The following is a 25,731-nucleotide window of genomic DNA, read 5'->3' as shown; positions in this document are numbered from 1 at the left end:
CCCCCGGAGCCATCGCGGTTCTTGAGGGAAGGAACGACACACGCATGGACCTCTTGCGATGGCTCTTCGAAGCGCAGATCCCGGTAGGCGGATCTGTCCTGATTCTTCGTGAAGTGCTAGGCAACATCTTTGGCCTCGCCAGCGCCTTCGGCGGCATGCGCCGCCGGGTCTGGGCATGGCCGGTCGGCATCGCCGGCAACCTACTGCTGCTGACGGTCTTCCTGGGCAACGTCTTCGGCTCCGCCACGCCCGCCACGCTGTGGGGCCAGGCCGGACGCCAGATCATGTTCATCGGCGTCGCCCTCTACGGCTGGTACCGCTGGCAGCAGGGCAAGCAGTCCGCCAGCGGCGGGGCAGCCGTCGCGCCGCGCTGGGCCAGCAACAGGACCCGGGTAATTCTGGCCCTCAGCCTCGTGGCCGGGACTGCCGCGCTGACGCCGCTCTTCGACTCGCTGGGCTCCTACCCGCCGGTCTGGGCAGACGCCTGGACGTTCATGGGCTCGCTGCTGGCGACTTACGGCATGGCCCGCGGCTGGACGGAGTTCTGGCTCATCTGGGTGGCGGTGGACATCGTCGGTGTGCCGCTGCTGTTCAGCGCGGGCTACTACGCCAGCGCCGTCATGTACCTCTTCTACGGCTTCTTCACGCTCACCGGATTCTTCGTCTGGTGGCGTGCGTCGAAGCTGGCGAACCGGCCGGTCACTGTCGAGACCGCCTTCCCCGACCCGCTGGTGGTCAAGTGAGTGCCCGCAGCGGCGCCGGCGTGAGCGCCGGATTCAACCCCGCCCCGCTCAATCCGGCCCCGCTCAATCCGGCCCCGCTCAATTCTGCCCCTCTCAAGGCAGCCCCGTTCAGCGCTGCCGAAAACGCTGCAATGCAGGCTGCCCTGGCCGCCGCGGCGCAGGGTCCGCGGGGCGCCAACCCGCTCGTGGGTGCCGTCGTCGTTGGCCCCGACGGAACGGTCCTCGCCACCGGATACCACCGCGGAGCCGGGACTGCCCACGCCGAAGCCGACGCCATCGCCCAGGCGAAGGCGGCGGGACTGGACCTCCGCGGCGCTGCGATCGTGGTCACCCTGGAGCCCTGCAACCACTGCGGGCGCACCGGCCCTTGCGCGCAGGCGATCATCGACGCCGGCATCACCGACGTCATCTACGCCGTCGACGATCCCCATGATCCGGCCGCCGGCGGGGCCGTGACGCTCCGCACCGCGGGTGTCCGGGTCCGCTCCGGACTGGCGGCCGAGGCCGCGCTGGACCTGAACCGGCGCTGGTTCGATGCCGTCGCCGCCAAACGGCCCTTCGTCACGCTGCACATCGCGCAGACCCTCGACAGCCGCATCGCTGCCAGCGACGGCACCAGCCAGTGGATTTCCAGCCCGGAATCGCTCGCGGACAACCACGCCCTGCGGGGACGGATTGATGCCATCCTGGTGGGCACGCAGACGGTGCTGATCGACAACCCCCGGCTCACCGCACGGAACTCCGACGGCGAAGCAGACGGCAAACAGCCGCTGCGCGCCGTCATGGGCTACCGGGGAATTCCCGACGACGCCGCCATCCACGGAGCGGACGGCAACGTCCTGCACCTGGCCACCCGCGATCCGCGCGAGGCCCTGGACCAGCTGTTCGAGAACGGCGTCCGGCACCTCATGGTGGAAGGCGGCTCACGGATACTGAGCGCGTTCCTCGCGGCCGGCCTGGTCGACGAACTCATCGTCTACCTGGCGCCGACACTGCTCGGCTCCGGCACGGCCGCCCTGGAAGGCCTCGGCATCACCACCCTGGCCGATGCCCAACAGTGGGAATGGGACCCGGCATCCGGGGGAGCCGTCCAGGTCCTCGGCCGCGACCTCCGGCTCCACCTTCGCCCGGCCACCACGGCCGATCCGGCTACTCCGGCTACCCCGGCCGATCCGGCCGCCACCCCTACTTCATCCGATACAACCCCGCGCCGCACCGGCGCGGACACCGCCGCAGGAGGCAATTGATGTTTACCGGAATTATCGCCGAGCAGGGGAAGGTGCTGTCCGTTGAGCGCAACGGGGACAGCAGCGCCACTGTTCGGCTCCACGCGCCCGGCACCACTGACGGCCTCGCCCTGGGTGGCTCCATAGCGGTCAACGGCGTCTGCCTCACCGCCACGCAGATCGACGGCAGGGACTTCAGCGTCGACGTCATGGGCGAGACCCTTGTCCGCAGCACCATCGGAGAGCTCACTGCGGGCGATCCGGTCAATCTGGAACGTTGCGTCCCCGCCGGGGGACGGCTGGACGGTCACGTGGTGCAGGGACACGTCGACGGCGTCGGCCAGCTTTTGGAGCGTGAAGGCCTCGGCAACTGGGACCGGCTCCGGTTCGCTGTGCCGGCCGGACTGGCCCGGTACATCGCCGAAAAGGGGTCCATCGCCGTCGACGGCGTCTCCCTTACCGTCACGACGGTCAGCCCGGCCAACGAGCCGGCGCCCTGGTTTGAAGTGGGGCTGATCCCCACCACCTTGGCCGAGACGGGGCTGGGCCAGAAGCCCCTCGGCGGCCATGTAAACCTTGAGGTCGACGTCCTGGCGAAGTACACCGAGCGCCTGCTGTCCTTTGCCGGTGGAACGTCGCCCGCAACGCACAGAGCGCCCGACGGCACCGCCGCAGTATCCGCACCCACGGAAGGGGACGCGAAATGAGCCGCGTCAAAGACCACGTGAAAGACCAAGCCGGCCTGGCAGAGGCGCTCCGCGCCGCCGCTTCCGGCGCCGGCCGGGTAGGCCTCGATCCGATCGAGGACGCCATCAGCGCCATGGCAGCCGGGCGCCCGGTCCTGGTGGTGGACAACGAGGACCGCGAGAACGAAGGCGACATCATCTTCGCCGCCGAGCACGCGACCCCGGCGCTGATGGGCTGGACAGTCCGATACAGCTCCGGAGTGATCTGCGTACCGCTCGACGCCGAGCGCGCCGACGCGCTGGCCCTGCCGCCGATGGTGGCAATCAACGAAGATGCCAAGGGCACCGCCTACACCGTGTCCTGCGACGCCGCGGTGGGTATCAGCACCGGAATTTCCGCCACAGACCGCGCCCTGACGGCCCGGATCCTGGCCGACCCGCAAAGCCAGCCAAATTCCTTGACCCGTCCCGGGCATGTTTTTCCTCTCCGCGCCGTTAAGGGGGGAGTGCGGGAACGTCCCGGCCACACCGAGGCGGCCGTGGACCTGTGCCGGCTGGCCGGCCTGGAGCCCGTGGGAGTGATAGCAGAGCTTGTGTACGACAACGGAGAAATGATGCGGCTGGACGGATTGCGCGGCTTTGCGGTTGAGCATGGCTGCCCGCTGATTTCGATTGCGGATCTGGTGGCGTACCTTGAAGCAGGACAGCACGGCAGCCACGCAACGGACCCCGTCTGATGGAGGAGAAATAATGACGACTTCGGAGACCCGCGAAGAGACGGCCATGGCCCGCCAGCCGCATCCGGTCAGCGCAGGACCCATCGTCCAGCTGCCCACCGCCTTTGGCGATTTCGTGGCACAGGCATGGACCGATCTGGCCACCGGCGCGGAGCACTTGGCGGTCAGTTCACCGATGGCCCCGGCTGATGGCCAGCCCCCGCTGGTCCGCCTCCATTCGGAATGCCTTACCGGCGATGTGTTCGGGTCCTTCCGCTGCGACTGCGGCGAACAGCTGGCCTATGCCCTCGAGCTGATCAACGAACTCGGCGGGACTCTGCTCTACCTGCGTGGCCAGGAGGGTCGCGGAATCGGCCTGGCGAACAAGATGAAGGCCTACGCCCTGCAGGAGGCCGGTTTTGACACCGTCGAGGCCAACGAGCAGCTCGGGCTGCCGGTCGACGCGCGCTGCTACAAGGCCGCCGCCCAGATCCTCGCGGAGATGGGACTTCACGAGATCCGGCTCCTGAGCAACAACCCGGACAAGCAGGACCGGCTCGCCCAGGCAGGCGTCAAGGTAGTGGAGATGGTCCCCACGGAGGTTCCCTCCCGGGAGCAGAACATCCGATACCTGCAGACGAAGAAGGACCGGATGGACCATCGCCTGGTCCTGGACGGTGAACCCGCACCGGCCGCCGGCCTGCCCGGATTCGAACACGACCAAGACTGACCGGGCGGCCCCGCAGGCTGCCCGCAACCGCTTCGCCCCGCTTTACCTGCCAGCCCGTCCGGCCCGTCCTGCTTAGGACAGCCGGCAGGGCGGCCGGTCGGCGGCCCAACCACCAGACTCAACAGCAAGGAATACCCTATGAGCGGCCACGGCGCCCCCCAGATCGATCTCAGCACTTTCAAGCCCGAGGAAACCTCACGGCTCAAGCTGGCCATTGTTGCTGCGAGCTGGCACACCCAGATCATGGACGGACTGCTCGACGGCGCCCTGCGCGCCGCGAAGGACGCCGGGATCAGTGAGCCGACGGTCCTGCGCGTGCCCGGCACGTTTGAGCTTCCTGTCGCTGCGGCCCGGCTGGCACCGCACTTCGACGCCGTCGTGGCGCTCGGCGTCGTCATCCGGGGCGGCACGCCGCACTTCGAATATGTCTGCGAGGCGGCCACCCTGGGCCTGACCGAGGTCAGCGTCCGTACCGGCATCCCCGTGGGCTTCGGCGTGCTGACGTGCGACACCGAGCAGCAGGGGATCGACCGGGCCGGCCTGCCGGGGTCCACCGAGGACAAGGGGCACGAGGCGGTTACCGCTGCCCTGGCCACGGCAGTGACCCTCAAGCAGTTCGGCTGAGTCCCCAAGCTGCAGCCACGGCCGGCGCGGGCGCCACCCTGGCCGCCCGCGCCGGCCGTGGTTGACGTGCTGTGCAATACCTCACATCCTCACCGTCATGCAACGGCCCGGCAGGCGTTCCCGCGCCGGGAGCAAGTAGGCTTGGGGGCGTGAAGAATTTCGAGTCGCTGTTCGCAGAACTGAGTGAAAAGGCAGCCGTCCGCCCGGAGGGCTCCCGCACCGTCGCCGAACTGGATTCCGGAGTCCATGGCATCGGCAAGAAGGTCGTGGAGGAAGCAGCCGAGGTTTGGATGGCTGCCGAATATGAATCCGATGAGGCCGCCGCGGAGGAAATTTCGCAGCTGCTGTACCACCTGCAGGTTCTGATGCTCGCCAAAGGACTCACCCTGGAAGACGTCTACAAGCATCTTTAGCCGCGCCCGCACCGGAAACCGCCATGACTTTGCTGGCGGATCCCGTGCACCGCGTGGCCGATGTGCCCCAACAGATCCTTCCGAATCCAAGAGAGACTTTTCCCATGCTTAGAGTTGCCGTCCCGAACAAGGGATCCCTGTCCGAAGCTGCCGCGGCGATGCTGGCCGAGGCCGGCTACCGCCAGCGCCGCGATACCCGCGAGCTTGTCATGGTGGACCCGGACAACGATATTGAGTTCTTCTTCCTGCGCCCGCGCGACATTGCCGTGTATGTGGGCCAGGGAACGCTCGACGTCGGCATCACCGGCCGCGACCTGCTGCTCGACGCAGAGGTCGAGGCTGAGGAGCTGCTGCCGCTGGGCTTCGCCGCTTCCACCTTCCGCTTCGCCGGCCCGATAGGCGACTTCACCGAGGTCGCCCAGCTCGAGGGCAAGCGCCTGGCCACGAGCTACGACGGACTGTTGCGCGGCTACCTGGCCGAGCGCGGCATCAACGCCAAGGTGGTCCGCCTTGATGGCGCCGTGGAATCCTCCGTCCGCCTCGGCGTCGCGGACGCGATCGCCGACGTCGTCGAGACGGGCACCACGCTCAAGGCCGCCGGCATGGAGATCTTCGGCGAGCCGATCCTGAATTCAGAGTCGGTGCTGATCGGCCGCAAGGGCGAGCAGAATCCGGCCACCGAGGTACTGATCCGCCGGCTCCAGGGCGTCCTCGTGGCCCGGCAGTACGTGATGATGGACTACGACATCCGCAAGGAACTCGTGGAGCAGGCCGCCGGACTCACTCCAGGCCTGGAATCGCCCACCGTCTCGCCGCTGCGCGATTCGGACTGGGTGGCCGTCCGCTCGATGGTCCCCAAGCGGGAAACCAACCGGATCATGGACGAGCTCTACGACCTCGGCGCCCGCGCCATCCTGGTCAGCAGCATCCACGCCTGCCGCATCTAGGCGCCCACCCGCCGGGTCCCACCGCTAAATCCCTGCAGCAATTACCCGCCAGCCATTACCAGGAGAAGTCATGACTGTTGCCGTGCGCGTCATCCCGTGTCTCGACGTCGATGCCGGCCGCGTGGTCAAGGGCATCAACTTTGAGGGGCTCCGCGACGCCGGGGACCCGGTGGAACTGGCGCACCGCTACGACAACAGCGGCGCCGACGAGCTGACGTTCCTTGACGTCACCGCGTCCTCCGGCAACCGGGAGACCACGTTCGACGTCGTCCGCCGCACCGCCGAGGAAGTCTTCATCCCGCTGACGGTCGGCGGCGGCGTCCGCGGCGTGGCTGAGGTTGACAAACTCCTGCGCTGCGGCGCGGATAAGGCTGCCATCAACACCGCGGCCGTGGCCCGGCCGGACGTGATCGACGAGATCACCCGGCACTTCGGTTCCCAGGTCCTGGTGCTCTCCCTCGACGCCAGGCGCACCCGTCCGGGCTCGCAGCCCACGGCGTCAGGCTTCGAGGTCACCACGCACGGCGGACGGCAGGGGACCGGAATCGATGCCATCGCCTGGGCGCGGGAAGCGGCCGACCGCGGGGTGGGTGAAATCCTGCTGAACTCGATCGACGCCGACGGCACCAAGGACGGCTTCGACCTGGAACTGATCCGCCTGGCGCGGGCCGGGGTCAAGGTCCCGCTCATCGCCTCCGGCGGCGCCGGCAAACCGGAGCACTTCCCGCCGGCCGTGGCAGCAGGCGCAGACGCCGTCCTGGCGGCCTCGGTCTTCCACTTCGGCCCGCTGGACATGATCGCGCAGGTCAAGGCAGCGATCCGCGAGGCAGGCTTCGAAGTCCGCTGATTCCGGACTTGAGACTGCGGACAAAAAACGCGGGGCTGGTATCTGGTACCAGCCCCGCGTTTTCGTTTGTATTCTTAGGCTGCAGCGCTGGGTTAAAGTCCAACTTCGGCGGACTGCAGGAGCGCGACGGCGTCCGGCTGGCCTTCGAACGTCACGAGGGCGTGGCGGGTGCGGCCGTGGGCGTGCATGAGGAGCTCGCCCGGCTCGCCGACGATGGCCACCGACACGGGGGCGCGTTTGGCCACATGCCGCGGACCGGAGGGGCTCACCAGCACAATGCCCAGGTCCACGCCGCGGTACAGGATGGCCGCCCGCTTGACGAGCTCATCCCACAGGGCGTCCGAGTAGGCCTGGTCCAGGGCCCGCGGTGCCCAGCGGTCCACAGCGCGGCGGACGTCCTCGGTGTGCACGAAGTACTCGATCAGGTTGGAGCTCTCGTCCAGGGCCTTGATCCGCAACGGAGACAGGGCCGGGGGACCGGCACGGAAGTCGTTGACCAGCTTGGCGTAGTCCTCTGAGGTCTTCAGCGTGCGCGCCAGTTCGGCCGTTGCCTGGTCTGACGCCTTGGAGAGGCGTTTGATCAGCAGGCCCAGTCCGACGGCGATTTTGCGCTCGCGCAGGTACAGGTGCGCGGCAAGATCGCGGGTGAGCCAACCTGTGCAGAGCGTGGCGGCATCAGGGCCGGCCGCCAGCAGGGTTTCGGCCAGGACTTCTCGGGACGGTTCGACGAAATGCATCACTTGTGAAACTAGCACGAGACGGCCGTGCGTGGGCACAGGAATCGCCGCCGCAACCGTCCCTGGCGGCATCATCCGGCGGGGGACCGCGGCGGGCGCCCTGATTGGGCCACAGTGTTAAGCGGCGGGACGGACCCGCAGGCCGACCGCCTGCCCGGAGGCACTAGACTTGATCTGATGTCTGAGCAGCCCGCCCCCGCCCCCAGCCCCGTCAACGGCAGCGCCGTCGATGGCAGCCCCACCAACGGCAGCCCCCTTCCGGCCGGACTGGCGGACGCCCTCAAACGGGACAGTACCGGCCTGGTGGCCGCGATCGTCCAGCAGTTCGATACCCACGAGGTACTGATGCTGGGCTGGATGGACGACGAGGCGCTGCACCGCACCATGACGAGTGGACGCGTGACCTTCTTTTCGCGGTCCCGCCAGGAGTACTGGCGCAAGGGCGACACCTCCGGCCACGTGCAATGGGTCAAGTCGCTCGCCATGGACTGCGACGGCGATGCCCTGCTGGTCCGGGTGGACCAGGTCGGCGCGGCCTGCCACACCGGAACCCGGACCTGCTTCGACGGGCGCGAGCTCGACGCCGTCGTCGGCCACGGAGGCTAAACGCCCCCGGCGAAGGACCCCGGCAAACGCCACAGGCAAAGGAACACCGGCAGAGCGCCCCGGCGCTTCCACAGCTTCACGAACCGGACCCCACACTGGATCCCATCACCGGATCCTGTGACAGGTCCACCTAAAGAACAGGCGGAAAGCACAGCCATGCAGGACCTTGGAATCATCAGCCCCGGCCTCGAAGAGTTCCGCGAACTCGCAGGCCACAGCCGCGTCATCCCTGTCCGGCTCAAGGTGCTGGCTGACGCCGAAACCCCGATCGGGCTCTACCGCAAGCTCGCCCAGGGCCAGCCCGGGACGTTCCTGATGGAATCGGCGGCGGTCGGCGGCGCCTGGTCCCGCTATTCCTTCATCGGCTCCCGCTCCCGGGCCACCCTGACCACCAAGGACGGCAACGCGCACTGGCTGGGCGAGCCCCCGGTCGGTGTGCCGCTGGACGGCAACCCGGTGGACGCCATCCGCGACACCGTCGCAGCGCTGCGCACCGAGCGCTTCGACGGCCTCCCGCCGTTCACGTCCGGCCTGGTCGGATTCCTGGGCTGGGAAACCGTCCGGCACTGGGAGAAACTGACCAGCCCGCCGGAGGACGACCTCCAGCTGCCGGAAATGGCCCTCAACCTCGTCACGGACATGGCGGTCCACGACAACATGGACGGCACCGTCCTGCTGATCGCCAACGCCATCAACTTCGACAACAGCACCGAACGCGTCGACGACGCCTGGTACGACGCCGTCGCCCGCGTCAAAGCCCTGCTGGAAAAGATCAGCCGTCCCGTGGAGCAGCCTGTCTCCGTACTCGAAACAGCCGCCCTGGATTTCGCGTCGAGCGTGCAGGAACGCTGGGACGAATCCGAGTACCTGGCCGCCCTGGACCGCGGCAAGGAGGCGATCGTGGACGGCGAGGTCTTCCAGGTGGTGATCTCCCGCCGCTTCGAAATGGAGTGCGGCGCCGACCCCCTCGACGTCTACCGGGTCCTGCGGAACACCAACCCCAGCCCCTACATGTACCTCTTCAGCTTCGAGGACGCCGCGGGCCGCGAGTACACGATCGTCGGCTCCTCGCCGGAGGCCCTGGTCACCGTGACGGGGGATGAGGTCATCACCCACCCCATCGCCGGCTCACGGCCGCGCGGCAAGACGGTGGAGGCGGACAAGGCCCTGGCCGAGGAACTGCTGGCAGACGAGAAGGAACGCGCCGAGCATCTGATGCTGGTCGATCTGTCCCGCAACGACCTCTCCAAGGTCTGCGTCGCAGGATCTGTCGACGTCACGCAATTCATGGAAGTGGAACGCTTCAGCCACATCATGCACCTGGTGTCCACGGTGGTCGGCGAGCTGGCCCCGGCCGCCAAGGCCTATGACGTTCTCAAGGCCACGTTCCCGGCCGGCACCCTCTCCGGTGCCCCTAAGCCGCGGGCCCTGCGCCTCCTGGACGAACTTGAACCGCACCGGCGCGGCATCTACGGCGGCGTGGTGGGTTACCTGGACTTCGCCGGGGACATGGACATGGCGATCGCTATCCGCTCGGCCCTGCTCCGGGAAGGACGCGCCTACGTCCAGGCCGGCGGCGGGATCGTGGCCGATTCCGTCAACCCCACCGAGGCCCAGGAAACCGTGAACAAGGCCGCCGCGCCGCTCCGCGCCGTGCACACCGCCACTTCGCTGCACAACATCACCGCCGACACGGTGCCCGACGCCGGGGCGGACAACTGATGGAGCAGCCGCACGCCTCTGCCAAGGACACCGCCAAGAACACCGTGAAGACCACCACGCGGCCCGCCGTTCCCGGCTGGGCCCGCAAGTCCACCCTGGTCCTGGTGATCGCTGCCCTGGCGCTGGCCGTGTTCGGGACCACCACCCAGACCTGGCTCACCGTGCACCTTGACCCCACGCAGCTCGGCGCGGCCGTGGCCAGCCAGGACGGCCTGCAGGTCCAGGGCAGCAAGGCCGCGACCACTGTGACGGCCCTGGCGCTTGTTGCCCTGGCCGGCGGCCTGGCGGCCTCCATCGCTGGCCGCGTGGCCCGCTGGGTCATCACGGCGATCATCCTCCTCGCGGCCGCGGGCATCGTCGCCGCGGCAGCGGTCGTGCTGGCGGACCCTCTGTCCGCGGCGCAGGGATCAATCGCGGCCGCCACCGGGATCAGTGGCAGCAGCGTGCACGTGGACGTAACAGTGTTCCCCGTTCTCGCCGTCGTCGCCGGGGCCCTGTTGGGACTCAGCGCCTTGGCGATCGTGCCGGCCGGCCGTTACTGGAAGAGCCGCACCAAATATGACGCGGCAGCCGCCGGGCCCGCCGCCGGCGGGACTGCAGTTGGTGGTACTGCCGCGGCCGCCCCCGCGGACGAGATCGACAGCTGGGACCGGTTGTCCCGCGGCGACGACCCCACCTGAGCCGATGCCGCGGGCGCGGCCAGCGACGCGACTAGCAACGCGGCCAAAACACACAGCCAAAAAATGGCAGAATGTAAGCAGTATTCATCCTGAGGAGATTTCAATGAGCAAAGCCACTGTTTCCGCATCCACGTCCGCTGCGCCGAAGGGCGTCTACGACGACGTCGACCACAGCGAAGCACCGGGTCACGGCAACAGCCCGGCCGCGTGGACTTGCGTGATCGTGATGCTGGTCGGCGCCCTCATTGCGTCCATCGCCTTCGTCATCGCCAACACGCCGATCTTTGTCGCGGGTGCGGCGATCATGGTGATCGGGCTGCTCGCCGGCTGGGCCATGCGCAAGGCCGGCTACGGCGTCGGCGGCAGCAAGCTGAAGAACTCCGGCCACTGAGCGTGAGCGTTCTCGACGACATCAATGCCGGTGTCAGGGAGGATATGCAGGCGCGCCAGCGTCTGGTCACGCTCGCGGAACTGAAGGAGCGCGCCGCCGCGGCGGCGCCCGCCCGTGACGCCTGGGCCGCCCTGGGCGGCACCTCCAGCACCCGGGACCAGCTCAAGGTCATCGCCGAAGTTAAGCGCCGCAGCCCGTCCAAGGGCCGGCTGGCGGACATCGCCGATCCCGCGTCCCTCGCCGCGCAGTACGCCGACGGCGGGGCCGCCGTGATCAGCGTCCTGACCGAGGAGCGCCGCTTCGGCGGCTCCCTCGCCGACCTCGACGCCGTACGGGCCGCAGTGGACATTCCGCTGCTGCGCAAGGACTTCATGGTTGACGAGTACCAGATCTGGGAGGCCCGTGCCCACGGTGCCGACCTGATCCTGCTGATCGTGGCTTCGCTCTCGGACGCCCAGTTGCGCGAATTTACGGCCCTCAGCCGCGAGCTCGGCATGAACGTGCTGGTGGAGACGCATACCGCCGGGGAAATCGAGCGTGCGGTGGCCGCGGAGGCCCGGATCATCGGCGTCAACGTGCGCAACCTCAAGACGCTCGACGTCGACCGTTCCGTCTTCGCGGATCTGGCCGGCAGCATTCCCGCCGGCGCCCTCGTGGTCGCCGAATCCGGTGTGCGCAACGTTGAGGACGTCAAACACTACGCGGCCCGCGGCGCCAACGCGGTCCTGGTCGGCGAGGCGCTGGTCAGTGACGCGACGCCCCGCAAGCGGATCGCCGAGTTCATGGCTGCCGGCGCAACGGCAATCGCCGCCCGCGCCTGAGGCCGGCCGGTCCTGGCGCCTCCGTCCGGACCGTAAGCGGTACCGGGCCCGCCATTTGCCCGGACAATGAGCGGATCTCGTCTGCAGATCCGCAAAGCTAGCAGTGGAACAGGATGGTGAGACTGATGGTCGATGCGCCAGCAGCCGGCTCTGACGAAAGTGCCGTGGACGCGTTCCTGCAGGGCGAACGCCCCCAGGAGCATCCCGCGCAGGGCGAACCGTCCCTGCGGCACGCCCCGGGGCCATACTTCGGGAACTACGGCGGCCGCTGGATGCCCGAGTCGCTCATCGCGGCCCTGGACGAGCTCGAGGACACCTTCGAGAAGGCCAAGGCCGATCCGGAGTTCACAGCCCAGATCGCCGACCTGAACAAGAACTACTCGGGCCGCCCGTCCCTGCTGACCGAGGCCAAGCGCTTCGCCGAGCACGCCGGCGGGGTTCGGATCTTCCTGAAGCGCGAAGACCTCAACCACACCGGCTCGCACAAGATCAACAACGTCCTGGGCCAGGCGCTGCTCGCCAAGCGGATGGGCAAGACCCGCGTCATCGCCGAAACCGGTGCCGGCCAGCACGGTGTTGCCAGCGCCACGGCGGCAGCCCTGCTGGGCCTGGAATGCGTGGTCTACATGGGTGCCGAGGATTGCCGCAGACAGTCCCTCAACGTGGCCCGGATGGAGCTCCTCGGCGCCACGGTCATCCCGGTGACCAACGGATCCCAGACGCTCAAGGACGCCATCAACGAGGCCCTGCGCGACTGGGTTGCGAACGTGGGCAACACGCATTACCTGCTGGGCACTGCCGCCGGCGCACACCCGTTCCCGGCCATGGTCCGCTACTTCCACGAAGTGATCGGCGAGGAAGCCCGGGCCCAGATCCTGGATCAGACGGGCCGGCTTCCGGACGCCGTCTGTGCCTGCATCGGCGGCGGCTCCAACGCGATCGGCATCTTCCACGGCTTCCTCGATGACCCGTCGGTCAAGATCTACGGCTTCGAGGCCGGCGGCGAAGGCGTCGAAACCGGACGCCACGCGGCAACCATTACGCTCGGCAAACCCGGTGTGCTGCACGGCGCGCGTTCCTACCTGATGCAGGACGACGACGGCCAGACCATCGAGTCGCACTCCATCTCGGCGGGCCTGGACTACCCCGGGGTCGGCCCCGAGCACTCCTACCTCGCCGACATCGGCCGGGTCAGCTACGAGCCCATCACGGACAGCGAAGCCATGGAGGCCTTCCGGCTCCTGTGCCGCACCGAGGGCATCATCCCCGCCATCGAGTCCGCCCACGCCCTCGCCGGCGCCATCAAAGTGGGGCAGCGGCTCGCCGCGGACGCGGCCACAGGCAACGCAACAGGCGCGGCCGACAAGATTGTGATCGTGAACCTCTCCGGCCGCGGCGACAAGGACGTGGCCACCGCCGCGGAATGGTTCGACCTGCTGGACAAGGACTCACCTGAAGCAGTAATCGCCAAAGAGGGGGAACAGCTGTGAGCACCAGCCAGGACGGCAACCAGAACGCCGCGCAGCACGCCAGCAAGTCGGCGGCGGCCATTGACCGCGCCCGCGCCCAGGGAAGGGCGGCCCTGATCGGCTACCTGCCGGCCGGCTACCCGAGCGTTGAAGACACCATCGCCGCCGGCATCGCCCTGGCCGAGAACGGCGCCGACCTCATCGAGATCGGCATCCCGTACTCCGACCCGGTCATGGACGGCCAGGTCATCCAGGCGGCCACGACTGAGGCCCTCGCGAAGGGCTTCCACGTCCGGGAGGTCTTCGACGTCGTCCGCGGCATCACGAGCAAGACCGACGCCGCCGTGCTGGTCATGACCTACTGGAACCCCGTAGTCCGGATGGGCGTGGACGAGTTCTCCCGCCGCCTGGCCGAGGCCGGGGGAGCCGGGCTGATCACCCCCGACCTCATCCCGGACGAGGCCGCCGAATGGATGGCCGCCTCCGACAAGTACGGACTGGACCGGGTGTTCCTCGTGGCTCCCTCGTCTTCCCCGGAACGCATGAAACGCACTGTCGATGCGAGCCGCGGCTTCGTGTACGCCGTCTCCATCATGGGCGTCACCGGCGCCCGGACCTCGGTCAGCTCGGCGGCCAGGAACGTAGTCGCCGCCGCGCACGCCGCGGGCGCCGAACGCGTCTGCGTGGGCCTCGGCGTCTCCAACGCAGGCCACGTCCGCGAGATCGCCGAGTATGCGGACGGCGTGATTGTGGGCACCGCCCTCGTCGCGGCTATCCGGGACGGCGGCGTGGATGCGGTAGCGTCCTTGACGAAAGACCTCAGCACCGGCCTTACCAGGGAAGAAGCGTAAGCAATGCAGTCAGTCCTCCACGCGGCGGCGATGATTCCCGCGAGCATTCCGAGCCCCAGCTGGTCCGGATTCGACATCCCGCTGCCGTGGGGGGCCCTGCGCATCCACGCCTACGCCCTGTGCATCCTCGCCGGCATCATTGCCGGCCTGTGGCTCACCTCCGTCCGCTGGGCGCGCCGCGGCGCACCCGAGGGCAGCGTCTGGGACATCGCCATCTGGGCCATCCCGTTCGGCATCATCGGCGGACGGCTTTACCACGTGTTCTCCTCGCCGGATGCCTACTTTGGTCCCGGATTCGATGGCACGGGCGATCTGTCCTTGATTCCGCAGATCCAGCGCGGCGGCCTGGGCATTTGGGGCGCCGTCCTGCTGGGTGCCGTGGGCGCCTGGATCGGGTGCCGGCGTGCCGGGGTGAAGCTGAGCGCCTTCATGGACGCGGCGGCCCCCGGGCTATTGCTGGCCCAGGCGATTGGCCGGTGGGGCAACTACTTCAACCAGGAGCTCTTCGGCGGCCCCACCACGCTTCCGTGGGGGCTGCAGATCGATCCCAACAACCCGAACTTCCCGGCTGGCATGCCGGCAGAGACGCTTTTCCACCCGACGTTCCTCTACGAGTCGTTGTGGAACCTGGCCGGCGTGCTGATCCTGCTGGCCCTGGACCGGAAATTCAACTTCCGCCGTGGCCGGCTCTTCTGCGTCTACGCCATGTACTACACCCTTGGCCGCGTCTGGATCGAGGCCATGCGGATCGACGACGCCGAGCAGATCACCCTCTTCGGGCTCACCACCAGGCTCAACGTCTGGACCAGCATCATTGTCTTTGCCGGAGCCCTGCTCGCCTTCATCATCCTGGGCCTGCGCAAGCCCTCCGAGCCGGACACCCCGTTCCTCCCGGGCCGCGAACCGGCGGAGAGCAAGCCGTTGGAGTCTAAGTCGGCAGAGTCAAAGACGGACACTGAAGCGGCCGACGCCGACCGCACCACCGGCGCGGCGGGCGCTGCCGGACCGGCCGCCGTCTCCGGGGCCAACGCCCGGGCCAATGACGCCGCCGAGGGGGACCGCACCACCGTTCCCGCGGAGGCAACAGTTGTCCGCCATGCGGACTCTGCTGTCTCAGATAGTGAATCCCGTGCTAATCTCCGGAATAATCAAAGCGGACCAGTTCGCGCATCCGAGGATGCGGACAAGGACTCCACCGGCGGCACCGCGCCCGCCAACGGAGCTCCGGCAGCCGGAGTAGTATCCGGCCGCCAGGGATCTGGAACCGCGCCGGAGGCTGAGGGCACCAAGTAGCTCAGCACCGGCAGCTCGGGTTGCGGAGCCACCGCTCGCAAGACCCGACTCCACAGCGTCGTGGCAAGAGGGCTTGCTGCGGACAGCAGATAGACGCTGTCCTTGCAAGCCCGGGCCAGCACCTGCGTAACTGTTAGTACAGGAGGCCGGGCTGGCCTACAATTCCAGTTAGAAAACACTCTGTTGCGCCCGTCACACACCGGCGTTCCGAGTGGGGCCAATGTTGTCCCTCCCATACGCACGATCAGGAGGAAGGACGTCTCCAATGACCCAAACTCTTCACAGCCCCAGCTGGTCCGATCCGGACCCGACCCCGGCTGCCGCGTCACCCTTCAGCCGGTTCGCGGCGATTCCGGCAGCCGCCGGACTCTACAACCCGGAGAACGAAAAGGACGCCTGCGGCCTGGCCATCATCGCCACGCTCCGCGGCGAGCCTGGCTATGACATCGTCGACGCCGCCCTGACCGCCCTGCGCAACCTCGAGCACCGCGGTGCCGTGGGCGCCGATGAAGGTACCGGCGACGGCGCCGGCCTCCTCATGCAGGTGCCGGACGAATTCTTCCGCGCGGTCACGGACTTCGAACTTCCGGCCCCCGGACAGTACGTCGTGGGAACCGCCTTTCTGCCGGCCGAGCAGCGCGAATCGGACGCCGCCCGGTCCGGCATCGAAGGCCTCGCCGCGGACGAGGGCCTGACCGTCCTTGGCTGGCGCGAAGTCCCGATCGTGGCCGACCTGGTCGGGGCCATGGCCCGGGCCTGCATGCCGCACTTCTCGCAGCCCTTCTTCGCTTCCAGCACCGGGGAAACCCTCGAGCGCAACGAGCTCGATTCCCGCGCCTGGCGGATCCGCAAGCGCGCCCAGAACAAGTTCGGCGTGTACTTCCCGTCGCTGTCCTCCCGGACCATCGTCTACAAGGGCATGCTCACCACCGCGCAGCTGGAACCGTTCTACCCGGACCTTTCGGATAAGCGCTTCAAGACCAAGCTCGCGATCGTCCACTCGCGCTTCTCCACCAACACGTTCCCGTCCTGGCCCCTGGCCCAGCCGTTCCGCACCATCGCGCACAACGGCGAGATCAACACGGTCAAGGGCAACCGCAACTGGATGCGGGCACGGCAGTCGCAACTGTCCAGCCCGCTGCTGGGGGACTCACCCGAAGAGCTGTACCCGATCTGCACCCCGGGCGCCTCGGACTCGGCTTCGTTCGATGAGGTGGCGGAACTGCTCTGGCTCTCCGGCCGGCCCATCACGCACTCGATCATGATGATGATCCCGGAGGCGTGGGAAAACCACGCCACCATGGATCCGGCCCGCCGCGCCTTCTACGAGTACCATTCGATGCTCATGGAGCCGTGGGACGGCCCGGCGGCCGTCTCCTTCACGGACGGCAACCTGGTCGGCGCCACGCTGGACCGCAACGGGCTGCGCCCGGGCCGGTACTGGATCACCGAGGACGGCCTCATCATCTTCGCCTCCGAGGTCGGCGTGATCGACGTCGAACCCTCCAAGGTGGTCAAGAAGGGCCGCGTCTCACCGGGCAAGATGTTCCTGGTGGACACCGGGGCCGGCCGGATCATCGACGACGCCGAGGTCAAGGCCGAGGTCGCCGCCGCGAACCCCTGGGCCGAATGGGTCAAGGACAACCTGATCGACCTCAACCACCTGCCCGAGCGCGAGCACGTCGTGCACACCGCCGCCTCGGTCAACATCCGCCAGCGGACCTTCGGCTACACCACCGAGGAACTGAAAATCCTGCTGGGCCCGATGGCCCGCACGGGCGCAGAACCTCTCGGCGCAATGGGCTCCGACACTCCGGTGGCCGTGCTGTCCAAGCGCCCGCGGCTGCTCTTTGACTACTTCGTGCAGTCCTTCGCACAGGTCACCAACCCGCCGCTGGACGCCATCCGTGAAGAACTCGTCACGTCCCTGACGTGCGCGATCGGCCCGAACGGCAACCTGCTGGACACCAAGCAGGTCCGCCAGCCGCAGGTCTCGCTGCCGTTCCCCGTGATCAACAACGACCAGCTCGCCAAGATCGCGAACATCGAGAGTGCCGACGGCGGCAAGGTCGCCATGAAAGTCCGCGGACTGTACCGCCCGGAAGGTGGCGAGAACGCCCTCCGCGCCCGGCTCACCGAAATCTGCGAGCAGGTCTCCGGCGCCATCAACCGCGGCGTCCAGTACGTGGTGCTCTCGGACCGCGACTCGAACGCCCAGTGGGCGCCCATCCCGTCCCTGCTGCTCGTCAGCGCCGTTCACCACCACCTGCTGCGCAGCGCCAACCGCACCAAGACCGCCCTCGTGGTGGAGGCCGGCGACGTCCGCGAGACGCACCACGTCGCCGTCCTCATCGGCTACGGCGCCTCCGCCGTGAACCCGTACCTGGCCATGGAATCCGTGGAACAGCTCATCGCCTCCGGCGACGTCGTGGGGGTCACCCCGCAGGACGGCGTCTACAACCTGATCAAGGGCCTCGGCAAGGGCGTCCTGAAGATCATGTCCAAGATGGGCATCTCCACCGTGGCCTCCTACACCGGTGCCCAGACCTTCGAAGCCCTCGGCCTCGGCCAGGACCTGGTGGACGAGTACTTCTCCGGCACGCATTCCCAGCTCGGCGGCGTCGGCCTCGATGTCATTGCTGCCGAAGTCCTGGCACGGCACCGCATGGCCTACCCCGAGAACGGCATCGAACTGCCGCACCAGCCCCTGCTCGGCGGCGGCGAATACCAGTGGCGCCGCGACGGCGAACCCCACCTGTTCAACCCGGAGACCGTCTTCCGGCTGCAGCACGCGACGCGTGAACGCCGCTACGACATCTTCAAGGCCTACACCCGCGGCGTGGACGACCAGTCCGAGAACCTCATGACCCTGCGCGGACTGCTGAAGTTCAAGGCCGGTCTTCGTCCCGCGGTGCCGCTTGAGGAAGTGGAAGCGGTTTCGAGCATCGTCAAGCGGTTCTCCACCGGTGCCATGAGCTACGGTTCCATCTCCAAGGAAGCCCACGAGACCCTCGCGATCGCCATGAACCGGCTGGGCGGCAAGTCCAACACCGGTGAAGGCGGCGAGGACGTGGACCGCCTGCTCGATCCCGCACGCCGTTCCGCGGTCAAGCAGATCGCCTCCGGCCGCTTTGGCGTCACCAGCCTGTACCTGTCCAACGCGGACGACATCCAGATCAAGATGGCGCAGGGTGCCAAGCCCGGCGAAGGCGGCCAGCTGATGGCGCAGAAGGTCTACCCCTGGGTGGCCCGCACGCGGCACTCCACACCCGGCGTCGGCCTCATTTCGCCGCCCCCGCACCACGACATCTACTCGATCGAGGACCTCGCGCAGCTGATCTACGACGCCAAGCGCGCCAACCCGTCGGCGCGGGTGCACGTCAAGCTCGTCTCCGAGGTCGGGATCGGCACCGTGGCGGCCGGCGTCACCAAGGCGAAGGCCGACGTCGTGCTGGTTTCCGGACACGACGGCGGTACCGGCGCCTCGCCGCTGAACTCGCTCAAGCACGCCGGTGTCCCGTGGGAACTCGGCCTCGCTGAGACCCAGCAGACGCTCATGCTCAATGGCCTGCGCGACCGTGTGGTGGTGCAGGTGGATGGCCAGCTCAAGACCGGCCGCGACGTCGTGATCGCCGCGCTGCTCGGCGGCGAGGAGTTCGGTTTCGCCACCGCTCCGCTGGTGGTCTCCGGCTGCATCATGATGCGTGTCTGCCACCTGGACACCTGCCCGGTCGGCGTCGCGACGCAGAACCCCGAGCTGCGCTCCAGGTTCAACGGCAAGCCCGAGTTCGTGGTGAACTTCTTCGAATTCCTTGCCGAGGAAGTCCGCGAAATCCTCGCGGAACTGGGTTTCCGCAGCATCGAGGAGGCGATCGGCCATGCCGAGATGCTCGACTCCCGCGACGCGATCAACCACTGGAAGGCCGAAGGGCTGGACCTGGATCCGATCCTGCACGGCCTCGAGTTCGACGACGACGCGCCGCTGCGCAATCTCACCGGCCAGAACCACGAACTCGACAAGCACTTCGACCAGCGCCTGATCGCCATGGCGGCCGAAGCCCTCAGTGACCGCACGCCGGTGAAGATCTCCGTGAACGTCATCAACACGGACCGCTCGGTCGGCACAATGCTCGGCCACGTGGTCACGAAGACCTTCAGCACCGACGTCCTGGCCACGGACACCATTGACATCACGCTCAATGGCACCGCCGGCCAGTCGCTCGGGGCGTTCCTGCCGGCCGGCATCACGCTGCGCATGTTCGGCGACTCCAACGACTACGTCGGCAAGGGACTGTCCGGCGGCCGCATCATCGTCCGGCCGGACCGCACCAACGTTTTCCCGGCCGAGCGGAACGTGATCGCGGGCAACGTGATCGGCTACGGCGCCACGAGCGGTGAAATGTTCCTGCGTGGCCAGGTGGGCGAACGCTTCCTGGTCCGCAACTCAGGCGCCACCGCGGTGGCCGAAGGCATCGGCGACCACGGCTGCGAGTACATGACCGGTGGCCAGACGCTCATCATCGGCCGCACCGGCCGCAACTTCGGTGCCGGCATGTCCGGTGGCACGGCCTATGTGCTGGACCTGCAGACCGAACGCGTCAACAAGCAGGCCCTCGAGTCCGGCGAGCTGCAGCTGCTCGAGCTCGACGCCGAGGACCGCGACATCGTCCACGGGCTGCTCGTCAAGCACGTCGAGGAAACCGAATCGCTCCACGCGGCCCGGCTCCTCGAGAACTTCGATGACACTGCAGCCCGCATAACCAAGGTGCTGCCGCGCGACTACGCGGCAGTCCTGCAAACCCGTCTTGACGCCATCGAAGAGGGCCTGGACCCCGACGGCGAAGAAGTTTGGTCTCGAATCCTGGAGGTGACCGGTGGCTGATCCACGCGGATTTCTGAAAGTACGTCAGCGCGAAACCCAGCCCCGCCGTCCCGTTCCGGTCCGCATCATGGACTGGAAAGAGGTCTACGAGGCCCAGGAAAAGGGTGTCCTCAAGAGCCAGGCCGGCCGCTGCATGGACTGCGGTGTCCCCTTCTGCCACCAGGGCTGCCCGCTGGGCAACCTCATTCCGGAATGGAACGACCTCATCTGGCGGGACAAGGGCGAGGAAGCGATGGAACGGCTGCACGCCACCAACAACTTCCCCGAGTTCACGGGCCGGCTGTGCCCGGCCCCCTGCGAGGCGTCCTGCGTGCTGGGCATCAACCAGCCCGCGGTGACCATCAAGCAGGTCGAGGTATCCATCGTGGACCAGGCCTTCGAGAACGGCTGGGTCAACCCCCTGCCGCCGGCGCGACTGACCGGCAAGACGGTCGCCGTCGTCGGTTCCGGCCCCGCCGGGCTCGCCGTCGCCCAGCAGCTGACCCGGGTGGGCCACACCGTGGCCGTTTACGAGCGCGACGACAAGATCGGCGGACTCCTGCGCTACGGGATCCCCGACTTCAAGATGGAAAAAGAGCAGGTGGACCGCCGGCTGGAGCAGATGAAGGCCGAAGGCACCCGGTTCCGCACCGGCGTGGCCGTCGGCACCGACGTGACCTGGGAGCAGCTGCGCCGCCGGTACGACGCCGTCGTGATCGCCACTGGTGCCACCGTCCCGCGTGACCTGCCGATCCCGGGCCGCGAGTTCGAGGGCGTCCACTTCGCCATGGACTACCTTGTGCCGGCCAACCGGGTGGTGGCGGGGGAGACCGTGGAGAACCAGATCAACGCCGCGGGCAAGCACGTCGTCATCCTCGGCGGCGGCGACACCGGAGCCGACTGCCTCGGTACCGCGCACCGGCACCAGGCCGCGTCCGTGACCACCCTCGCGATCGGCAAGCAGCCGCCCGTCGAGCGTGCCGGCCACCAGCCGTGGCCGACGTTCCCCACCCTGTTTGAGGTCGCCAGCGCGCACGAGGAAGGCGGCGAACGCACTTACCTCGCCTCCACCGTTGAGTTCGTGGGGGAAAACGGCAAACTCACGGGCGTCAAGGTGGCGGAGACGGAATTCGTCGACGGCAAACGCCTCCCGACGGCCGGCACCGAGCGGATCATCCCCGCGGACCTCGTGTTCCTGTCCCTGGGCTTCACCGGCCCCGAGCCTGCCGGGATCACGGACCAGGTCCAGGCCGACTTCGACGGCCGCGGCAACGTGGCCCGGGACGGCTACTACATGACCAACACTGAGGGTATCTTCGTCGCCGGCGACGCCGGTCGCGGCCAGTCCCTGATCGTCTGGGCCATCGCCGAAGGGCGCGCCTGCGCGGCCGCGGTGGACAAGTTCCTGATGGGCAGCACCATCCTGCCGGCACCCGTGGCGCCGACCGACCGTGCGATGGCCGTTCTGTAGTCCAACAGGTCACTGATCCAACAGGCCCTCTGGGATTCACACTCGCTTCAACTTCATCCATGCAACAGACCACTAGGGTAGGTATATGAGACGCGCTAAAATCGTGGCCACGTTCGGACCGGCAATCGCAAGCTTTGACAACACGCTTGCCGTGCTGGAAGCCGGCGTCGACGTGGCACGCATGAACATGAGCCACGGCGATTACTCCGTGCACGACAACACCTACGAGAACGTCCGTAAGGCTGCGGGTCAGCTCGGCAAGGCCGTGGCCATCATGGCCGACTTGCAGGGCCCGAAGATCCGCCTGGGACGCTTCGTCGACGGACCGCACCTTTTGGAGGTCGGTGACACGTTCACGATCACCACCGAGGACGTTCCCGGCACCAAGGACATCTGCTCCACGACGCTCAAGAGCCTCACCGAGGACGTCAACCCCGGCGATGCCCTGCTGATCGACGACGGCAAGGTCGCCCTCCGCGCGATCGACGTCGACGACGTCAAGGTGGTTGCCCAGGTGATTGTTGGCGGCTGGGTCTCCAACAACAAGGGCATCAACCTGCCCGGCGTTGCTGTCAACGTGCCGGCGCTGAGCGAAAAGGACGAGGACGATCTGCGCTGGGCCATGCGCCGCGGCGTGGACATGGTTGCCCTGTCCTTCGTGCGGGATGCTTCTGACATCGTCCGCGTGCACGAGATCATGGACGAGGAAGGCCGCCGCGTGCCGGTGATCGCCAAGATCGAGAAGCCGCAGGCCGTCGAGCAGCTGCACGAGATCATCGACGCCTTCGACGCCATCATGGTGGCCCGAGGCGACCTCGGCGTGGAACTTCCCCTCGAGGAAGTGCCGATCGTGCAGAAGCGCGCCATCGAACTGGCACGCCGCTGGGCCAAGCCTGTCATCGTGGCCACCCAGGTCCTGGAGTCCATGATCGAGAACCCGCGCCCGACCCGCGCCGAGGCCTCCGACTGCGCCAACGCCGTGCTCGACGGAGCCGACGCGGTCATGCTCTCCGGCGAAACCAGCGTGGGCAAGTACCCGATCGAGACGGTCAAGGTCATGGCCCGGATCATCGAATCCACCGAAGAGCACGGCCTGGAGCGCGTTCCCCCGCTGGGCACCAAGCCCAAGACCCGCGGCGGTGCCATCACCCGCGCCGCCGTCGAGATCGCCGACCAGCTGGAAGCGAAGTACATCTGTACCTTCACCCAGTCCGGTGACTCGGCACGCCGCCTCTCGCGTCTGCGCCCCATCAAGCCGGTCTTCGCTTTCACCCCGGTGGAGCACGTCTGGAACCAGCTCGCACTGACGTGGGGCATCCAGCCGGTCCTGGTCCCGATGGTTGGCCACACCGACGAGATGACGGCCCAGGTTGACCGCAGCCTGCTGGAGCTGGACGTCGTCGAGGACGGTGACCTGGTGGTCATCGCCGCCGGTTCGCCTCCCGGAAAGGCCGGTTCGACGAACCTGCTGAAGGTCCACAAGGTGGGCGACCTCGCCGACATCGGCGGCCAGGGCGAAGCCGCCGTGGCCAAGGACAAGCTCGGCCCGTGGCCGGAAAAGAAGAAGAAGAACCGGGTCCAGGCCTAGTTCTGAAAGCTTGAATGCAAAAGGGAGGATCCCCGCCGGTTGGCGGGGATCCTCCCTTTTTGGTGCTTTGTGGCTGTGTTGCTTGGTGCTGAGTCGCTTCGAGCCCGGCGCTAGTTGACCTGGTTGATGATGGTTTCGGCGACCTCGCGCATGCTGAGGCGGCGGTCCATCGAGGTCTTCTGGATCCAGCGGAAGGCTTCCGGCTCCGTCAGGCCCATCTTGGTGGTCAGGAGGCTCTTGGCGCGCTCCACGAGCTTGCGGGTGGCGAACTGCTCCTGCAGGTCGGTGACCTCGCTCTCGAGGGCCTTGATTTCCTCGTGGCGGGAGAGCGCGATCTCCAGAGCCGGGATGAGGTCCGCCGGGGTGAACGGCTTGACCACGTACGCCATGGCGCCGGCGTCGCGGGCGCGCTCCACGAGTTCTTTCTGGCTGAAGGCCGTCAGGAGGACCACGGGGGCGATCCGGGCCTTGACGATCTTCTCTGCGGCCGAGATGCCGTCCATGACGGGCATCTTGACGTCCATCAGGACCAGGTCGGGCTTGAGTTCCTCGGCGAGCTGCACGGCCTTCTCGCCGTTGTCCGCCTCGCCGACGACGTCGTAGCCTTCGCCGCGCAGGATCTCGATGATGTCCAGGCGAATGAGAGTCTCATCCTCGGCGACAACAACGCGGCGAGCCGGCTGGGAAGTGGGGGATGACTCCGTCTGTTCTGACACGGGAACTCCTTGGAAAGGTACGGCGGGAACTACACCATCATAGGTTTCGTCCGCCGATGTACTTGGACCGGTTTGGTTCGATGCGGCGTCACTGGCGCGATTCTGGAATTCAGCCTATCTGCATGTAGAGTAATTTCGCGCACTGGAAGCGATCGCGTTGCTCACAGCACTGTGGTTGAGTGATTGTTACACCGGTGTACTCCGCGCCCGAGTGGCGGAATTGGCAGACGCGCCGCACTCAAAATGCGGTATCGAAAGGTGTGTGGGTTCGAGTCCCACCTCGGGCACAGTGTATTCCCTCGTCAGGGGCGATTTTGTTTTGACGTGTGTACAAAGCTTGCGATCGCGTCGTCTGACGGGTTGGGTCGCGGGCTGTGGCCTGGCCGCCGCGGGGCCTATTCAGGTGTGTGGGTGGCGGGTTCAGGACTCTGGCTGGTGGGTCCTCCGCCCGCTCTGGACTGGGGCTATGCGGTTCCTCGCTTCCGGTTTCGTCGGGTAGGCCCGGGGTGGCCTACACCTATTCATGTGCCGGGGGAGCGGGCACTACATGACCGCCGCGATTCTGGTCGTCGGCCTCTGGGCGCGAGATCTCAGCTAGGTAGGAGAGCGTTGCGGCCCTCTTTTTGTCCAGCCAAAGGGGTGTGGACTCTGTACACACTTACGTCTGTTTTATTGCTATGCCTGGGCAGAGACTCGTTGTGCACTGCAACTATTCAACGCATTTCCGCGCGCAGACGCCTTCGGGTACCTGTGATCGAAAGGTGCTCGAGCGCCGCGAAGGGCCTGACCGGTTCGGCGTGTTCGCCCCCCTGGTCAAGGAGACCGTGCAGACCTGCTCGGTCACGCCGCAGCCGGGACAGTCCGCGTCAATGTGACCGCCGTGCTCGACCTTGAACAGGCGGCCGCGGGGCTCGCGACGATCGCCGAGGGAGAGGCTGCCGGCAACATCGTCGTCCAGGTCAGCTGACCTCAACGGGATCGTCAACCCGACGACGCCCCGCGTCGTCGATTGGGGCATGGACGGCGTCTGGGCCCCGAACCGCGGCGGGGGCCAGATCGACCCGTCGGTGCCGACGACGCTCGTGGTGCCGCCCGAGATCGTCGGCCGGGTGGGGGTCGCGTGTCGGCCGTCTTCGACTCGGGTGTGTACGGCCGCGCCGACGCAATAGTCGCGCTTGCCCCCGGCGCGACCGCGGTGGCGATCGGCCGACCGCACTCCTACGGCCTCGCCGTCGCGGGGGAAACCGACGTGCGCGCAATGTGCTGCACAACCGTCTGGCGTAACTGACGTCACGCCGGGGCTCGCGGGATGCACGTCGCTCCACGGGGTGGATCGCGACGTGCTACACACCGTGTGAGGTGACCGTGGCGCTCAGCGGCCATCGCGAGGCGAGCGGTTCGCGCCCTCCTGCCAGACGCCGAACGAGAGTAGGAAGTCCTCGGTGAGCTCGAGGGCGTCTCTCGTCGATGCGACGGCCTTCGGACGCGACACGTGYGTGCGTTGCGCGCTCGTGTCTAGGGCTCGGCTCGTCGTGATCGTGATGAGCAGGTGCTCCGGCTGCACCTCGACGCGCAGCGTGCAGACTCCGAACA

The 25,731-nt window shown here is 67.5% G+C and carries 23 protein-coding genes and 1 tRNA gene; 22 read left to right on the top strand and 2 right to left on the bottom strand.

Annotated features, from left to right (window positions below):
• Positions 1-44: 44 nt before the first annotated feature.
• From pnuC to hisF, 9 genes are all read left to right on the top strand, one after another.
• Positions 45-743: a nicotinamide riboside transporter PnuC gene (pnuC, locus tag AC1D2F_RS20470; RefSeq protein ID WP_476967587.1), complete on the top strand. Its 699-nt coding sequence runs from the start codon at positions 45-47 to the stop codon at positions 741-743.
• A gap of 131 nt (positions 744-874) precedes the next feature.
• A complete protein-coding gene (gene ribD / locus AC1D2F_RS20465) occupies positions 875-1,990 on the top strand; it encodes a bifunctional diaminohydroxyphosphoribosylaminopyrimidine deaminase/5-amino-6-(5-phosphoribosylamino)uracil reductase RibD (protein ID WP_229995684.1) in 1,116 nt (371 codons plus the stop codon).
• Positions 1,990-2,676 carry a riboflavin synthase gene (locus tag AC1D2F_RS20460; protein ID WP_476967586.1) on the top strand — a complete coding sequence of 229 codons (687 nt, stop codon included), beginning with the start codon at positions 1,990-1,992 and terminating at the stop codon, positions 2,674-2,676. The genes ribD and AC1D2F_RS20460 overlap by 1 nt, the downstream gene beginning before the upstream one ends.
• Complete coding sequence (gene ribB / locus AC1D2F_RS20455) at positions 2,673-3,392, top strand: 3,4-dihydroxy-2-butanone-4-phosphate synthase (RefSeq protein ID WP_229995674.1); 720 nt, start codon at positions 2,673-2,675, stop codon at positions 3,390-3,392. The genes AC1D2F_RS20460 and ribB overlap by 4 nt, the downstream gene beginning before the upstream one ends.
• A gap of 13 nt (positions 3,393-3,405) precedes the next feature.
• Complete coding sequence (gene ribA / locus AC1D2F_RS20450) at positions 3,406-4,101, top strand: GTP cyclohydrolase II (protein WP_229995673.1); 696 nt, start codon at positions 3,406-3,408, stop codon at positions 4,099-4,101.
• A 138-nt stretch (positions 4,102-4,239) separates the two neighbouring features.
• The gene (ribH, locus tag AC1D2F_RS20445) at positions 4,240-4,725 is read left to right on the top strand and encodes a 6,7-dimethyl-8-ribityllumazine synthase (protein ID WP_229995672.1); all 486 of its coding nucleotides are present in this window, start codon (positions 4,240-4,242) and stop codon (positions 4,723-4,725) included.
• Positions 4,726-4,874: 149 nt separating this feature from the next.
• Positions 4,875-5,138 (top strand): phosphoribosyl-ATP diphosphatase, encoded by a 264-nt coding sequence (locus tag AC1D2F_RS20440; protein WP_018772463.1) that lies wholly within the window; start codon positions 4,875-4,877, stop codon positions 5,136-5,138.
• Positions 5,139-5,242: 104 nt separating this feature from the next.
• Positions 5,243-6,085 carry an ATP phosphoribosyltransferase gene (gene hisG / locus AC1D2F_RS20435; RefSeq protein ID WP_229995671.1) on the top strand — a complete coding sequence of 281 codons (843 nt, stop codon included), beginning with the start codon at positions 5,243-5,245 and terminating at the stop codon, positions 6,083-6,085.
• 70 nt (positions 6,086-6,155) lie between these two features.
• On the top strand, positions 6,156-6,932 hold the full coding sequence (gene hisF, locus AC1D2F_RS20430) for an imidazole glycerol phosphate synthase subunit HisF (RefSeq protein WP_090581810.1): 777 nt from the start codon (positions 6,156-6,158) through the stop codon (positions 6,930-6,932).
• Between the two features lie 92 nt (positions 6,933-7,024).
• On the opposite strand, the gene AC1D2F_RS20425 is transcribed toward hisF, so the two are convergent.
• Positions 7,025-7,669 (bottom strand): TIGR03085 family metal-binding protein, encoded by a 645-nt coding sequence (locus tag AC1D2F_RS20425; protein ID WP_229995670.1) that lies wholly within the window; start codon positions 7,667-7,669, stop codon positions 7,025-7,027.
• Positions 7,670-7,846: 177 nt separating this feature from the next.
• Here AC1D2F_RS20425 and hisI point away from each other — a divergent pair, with 177 nt between their 5' ends.
• The 11 genes from hisI (at position 7,847) to pyk (ending at position 23,422) form a co-directional block, all read left to right on the top strand.
• Positions 7,847-8,275, top strand: coding sequence for a phosphoribosyl-AMP cyclohydrolase (hisI, locus tag AC1D2F_RS20420; RefSeq protein WP_476967585.1), 429 nt, complete (start codon positions 7,847-7,849; stop codon positions 8,273-8,275).
• A gap of 156 nt (positions 8,276-8,431) precedes the next feature.
• Positions 8,432-9,997, top strand: a complete 1,566-nt coding sequence (locus AC1D2F_RS20415) for an anthranilate synthase component I (protein ID WP_364748951.1) — start codon at positions 8,432-8,434, stop codon at positions 9,995-9,997.
• Positions 9,997-10,677 (top strand): Trp biosynthesis-associated membrane protein, encoded by a 681-nt coding sequence (locus AC1D2F_RS20410; protein WP_364748948.1) that lies wholly within the window; start codon positions 9,997-9,999, stop codon positions 10,675-10,677. Before AC1D2F_RS20415 ends, AC1D2F_RS20410 begins: the two co-directional genes overlap by 1 nt.
• 103 nt (positions 10,678-10,780) lie before the next feature.
• Positions 10,781-11,068, top strand: a complete 288-nt coding sequence (locus AC1D2F_RS20405; RefSeq protein WP_229995248.1) for an HGxxPAAW family protein — start codon at positions 10,781-10,783, stop codon at positions 11,066-11,068.
• 2 nt (positions 11,069-11,070) lie between these two features.
• Positions 11,071-11,889 carry an indole-3-glycerol phosphate synthase TrpC gene (gene trpC / locus AC1D2F_RS20400; RefSeq protein WP_364748944.1) on the top strand — a complete coding sequence of 273 codons (819 nt, stop codon included), beginning with the start codon at positions 11,071-11,073 and terminating at the stop codon, positions 11,887-11,889.
• Positions 11,890-12,014: 125 nt separating this feature from the next.
• Complete coding sequence (gene trpB / locus AC1D2F_RS20395) at positions 12,015-13,379, top strand: tryptophan synthase subunit beta (protein WP_229995246.1); 1,365 nt, start codon at positions 12,015-12,017, stop codon at positions 13,377-13,379.
• Entirely contained in the window at positions 13,376-14,209 is an 834-nt protein-coding gene (trpA, locus tag AC1D2F_RS20390) for a tryptophan synthase subunit alpha (protein ID WP_229995245.1), read from the top strand. Before trpB ends, trpA begins: the two co-directional genes overlap by 4 nt.
• A gap of 3 nt (positions 14,210-14,212) precedes the next feature.
• Entirely contained in the window at positions 14,213-15,502 is a 1,290-nt protein-coding gene (gene lgt, locus AC1D2F_RS20385) for a prolipoprotein diacylglyceryl transferase (protein ID WP_476967584.1), read from the top strand.
• 265 nt (positions 15,503-15,767) lie between these two features.
• Complete coding sequence (gltB, locus tag AC1D2F_RS20380) at positions 15,768-20,384, top strand: glutamate synthase large subunit (RefSeq protein WP_364748940.1); 4,617 nt, start codon at positions 15,768-15,770, stop codon at positions 20,382-20,384.
• Positions 20,377-21,834 (top strand): glutamate synthase subunit beta, encoded by a 1,458-nt coding sequence (locus tag AC1D2F_RS20375; protein ID WP_476967583.1) that lies wholly within the window; start codon positions 20,377-20,379, stop codon positions 21,832-21,834. Before gltB ends, AC1D2F_RS20375 begins: the two co-directional genes overlap by 8 nt.
• Before the next feature lie 85 nt (positions 21,835-21,919).
• Positions 21,920-23,422 carry a pyruvate kinase gene (pyk, locus tag AC1D2F_RS20370; protein WP_229995241.1) on the top strand — a complete coding sequence of 501 codons (1,503 nt, stop codon included), beginning with the start codon at positions 21,920-21,922 and terminating at the stop codon, positions 23,420-23,422.
• A gap of 110 nt (positions 23,423-23,532) precedes the next feature.
• Here pyk and AC1D2F_RS20365 read toward each other — a convergent pair whose 3' ends face one another.
• The gene (locus AC1D2F_RS20365; RefSeq protein ID WP_090581781.1) at positions 23,533-24,138 is read right to left on the bottom strand and encodes an ANTAR domain-containing response regulator; all 606 of its coding nucleotides are present in this window, start codon (positions 24,136-24,138) and stop codon (positions 23,533-23,535) included.
• 205 nt (positions 24,139-24,343) lie between these two features.
• Between AC1D2F_RS20365 and AC1D2F_RS20360 the strand changes: the two genes are divergently transcribed.
• Both AC1D2F_RS20360 and AC1D2F_RS20355 read left to right on the top strand, forming a co-directional pair.
• Positions 24,344-24,425, top strand: a tRNA-Leu gene (locus tag AC1D2F_RS20360).
• Positions 24,426-25,258: 833 nt separating this feature from the next.
• The gene (locus AC1D2F_RS20355; RefSeq protein WP_476967582.1) at positions 25,259-25,426 is read left to right on the top strand and encodes an alpha-hydroxy-acid oxidizing protein; all 168 of its coding nucleotides are present in this window, start codon (positions 25,259-25,261) and stop codon (positions 25,424-25,426) included.
• Positions 25,427-25,731: the final 305 nt, after the last annotated feature.

The organism is Arthrobacter sp. P1_B3, from assembly GCF_056406615.1.
Note: the sequence above shows the minus strand (reverse complement) of the source record. Positions and strands in the feature narration are given on the sequence as shown.

What these genes read in the sequence shown, in the direction of transcription:
- trpB (WP_229995246.1), top strand. Translation starts at nt 12,015, where the DNA reads ATGGTCGATGCGCCAGCAGCCGGCTCTGACGAAAGTGCCGTGGACGCG.
- hisG (WP_229995671.1), top strand. Translation starts at nt 5,243, where the DNA reads ATGCTTAGAGTTGCCGTCCCGAACAAGGGATCCCTGTCCGAAGCTGCC.
- ribA (WP_229995673.1), top strand. Translation starts at nt 3,406, where the DNA reads ATGACGACTTCGGAGACCCGCGAAGAGACGGCCATGGCCCGCCAGCCG.
- AC1D2F_RS20460 (WP_476967586.1), top strand. Translation starts at nt 1,990, where the DNA reads ATGTTTACCGGAATTATCGCCGAGCAGGGGAAGGTGCTGTCCGTTGAG.
- gltB (WP_364748940.1), top strand. Translation starts at nt 15,768, where the DNA reads ATGACCCAAACTCTTCACAGCCCCAGCTGGTCCGATCCGGACCCGACC.
- AC1D2F_RS20415 (WP_364748951.1), top strand. Translation starts at nt 8,432, where the DNA reads ATGCAGGACCTTGGAATCATCAGCCCCGGCCTCGAAGAGTTCCGCGAA.
- ribH (WP_229995672.1), top strand. Translation starts at nt 4,240, where the DNA reads ATGAGCGGCCACGGCGCCCCCCAGATCGATCTCAGCACTTTCAAGCCC.
- AC1D2F_RS20410 (WP_364748948.1), top strand. Translation starts at nt 9,997, where the DNA reads ATGGAGCAGCCGCACGCCTCTGCCAAGGACACCGCCAAGAACACCGTG.
- pyk (WP_229995241.1), top strand. Translation starts at nt 21,920, where the DNA reads ATGAGACGCGCTAAAATCGTGGCCACGTTCGGACCGGCAATCGCAAGC.
- AC1D2F_RS20405 (WP_229995248.1), top strand. Translation starts at nt 10,781, where the DNA reads ATGAGCAAAGCCACTGTTTCCGCATCCACGTCCGCTGCGCCGAAGGGC.
- pnuC (WP_476967587.1), top strand. Translation starts at nt 45, where the DNA reads ATGGACCTCTTGCGATGGCTCTTCGAAGCGCAGATCCCGGTAGGCGGA.
- AC1D2F_RS20425 (WP_229995670.1), bottom strand. Translation starts at nt 7,669, where the DNA reads ATGCATTTCGTCGAACCGTCCCGAGAAGTCCTGGCCGAAACCCTGCTG.
- ribB (WP_229995674.1), top strand. Translation starts at nt 2,673, where the DNA reads ATGAGCCGCGTCAAAGACCACGTGAAAGACCAAGCCGGCCTGGCAGAG.
- hisI (WP_476967585.1), top strand. Translation starts at nt 7,847, where the DNA reads ATGTCTGAGCAGCCCGCCCCCGCCCCCAGCCCCGTCAACGGCAGCGCC.
- ribD (WP_229995684.1), top strand. Translation starts at nt 875, where the DNA reads ATGCAGGCTGCCCTGGCCGCCGCGGCGCAGGGTCCGCGGGGCGCCAAC.
- lgt (WP_476967584.1), top strand. Translation starts at nt 14,213, where the DNA reads ATGCAGTCAGTCCTCCACGCGGCGGCGATGATTCCCGCGAGCATTCCG.
- hisF (WP_090581810.1), top strand. Translation starts at nt 6,156, where the DNA reads ATGACTGTTGCCGTGCGCGTCATCCCGTGTCTCGACGTCGATGCCGGC.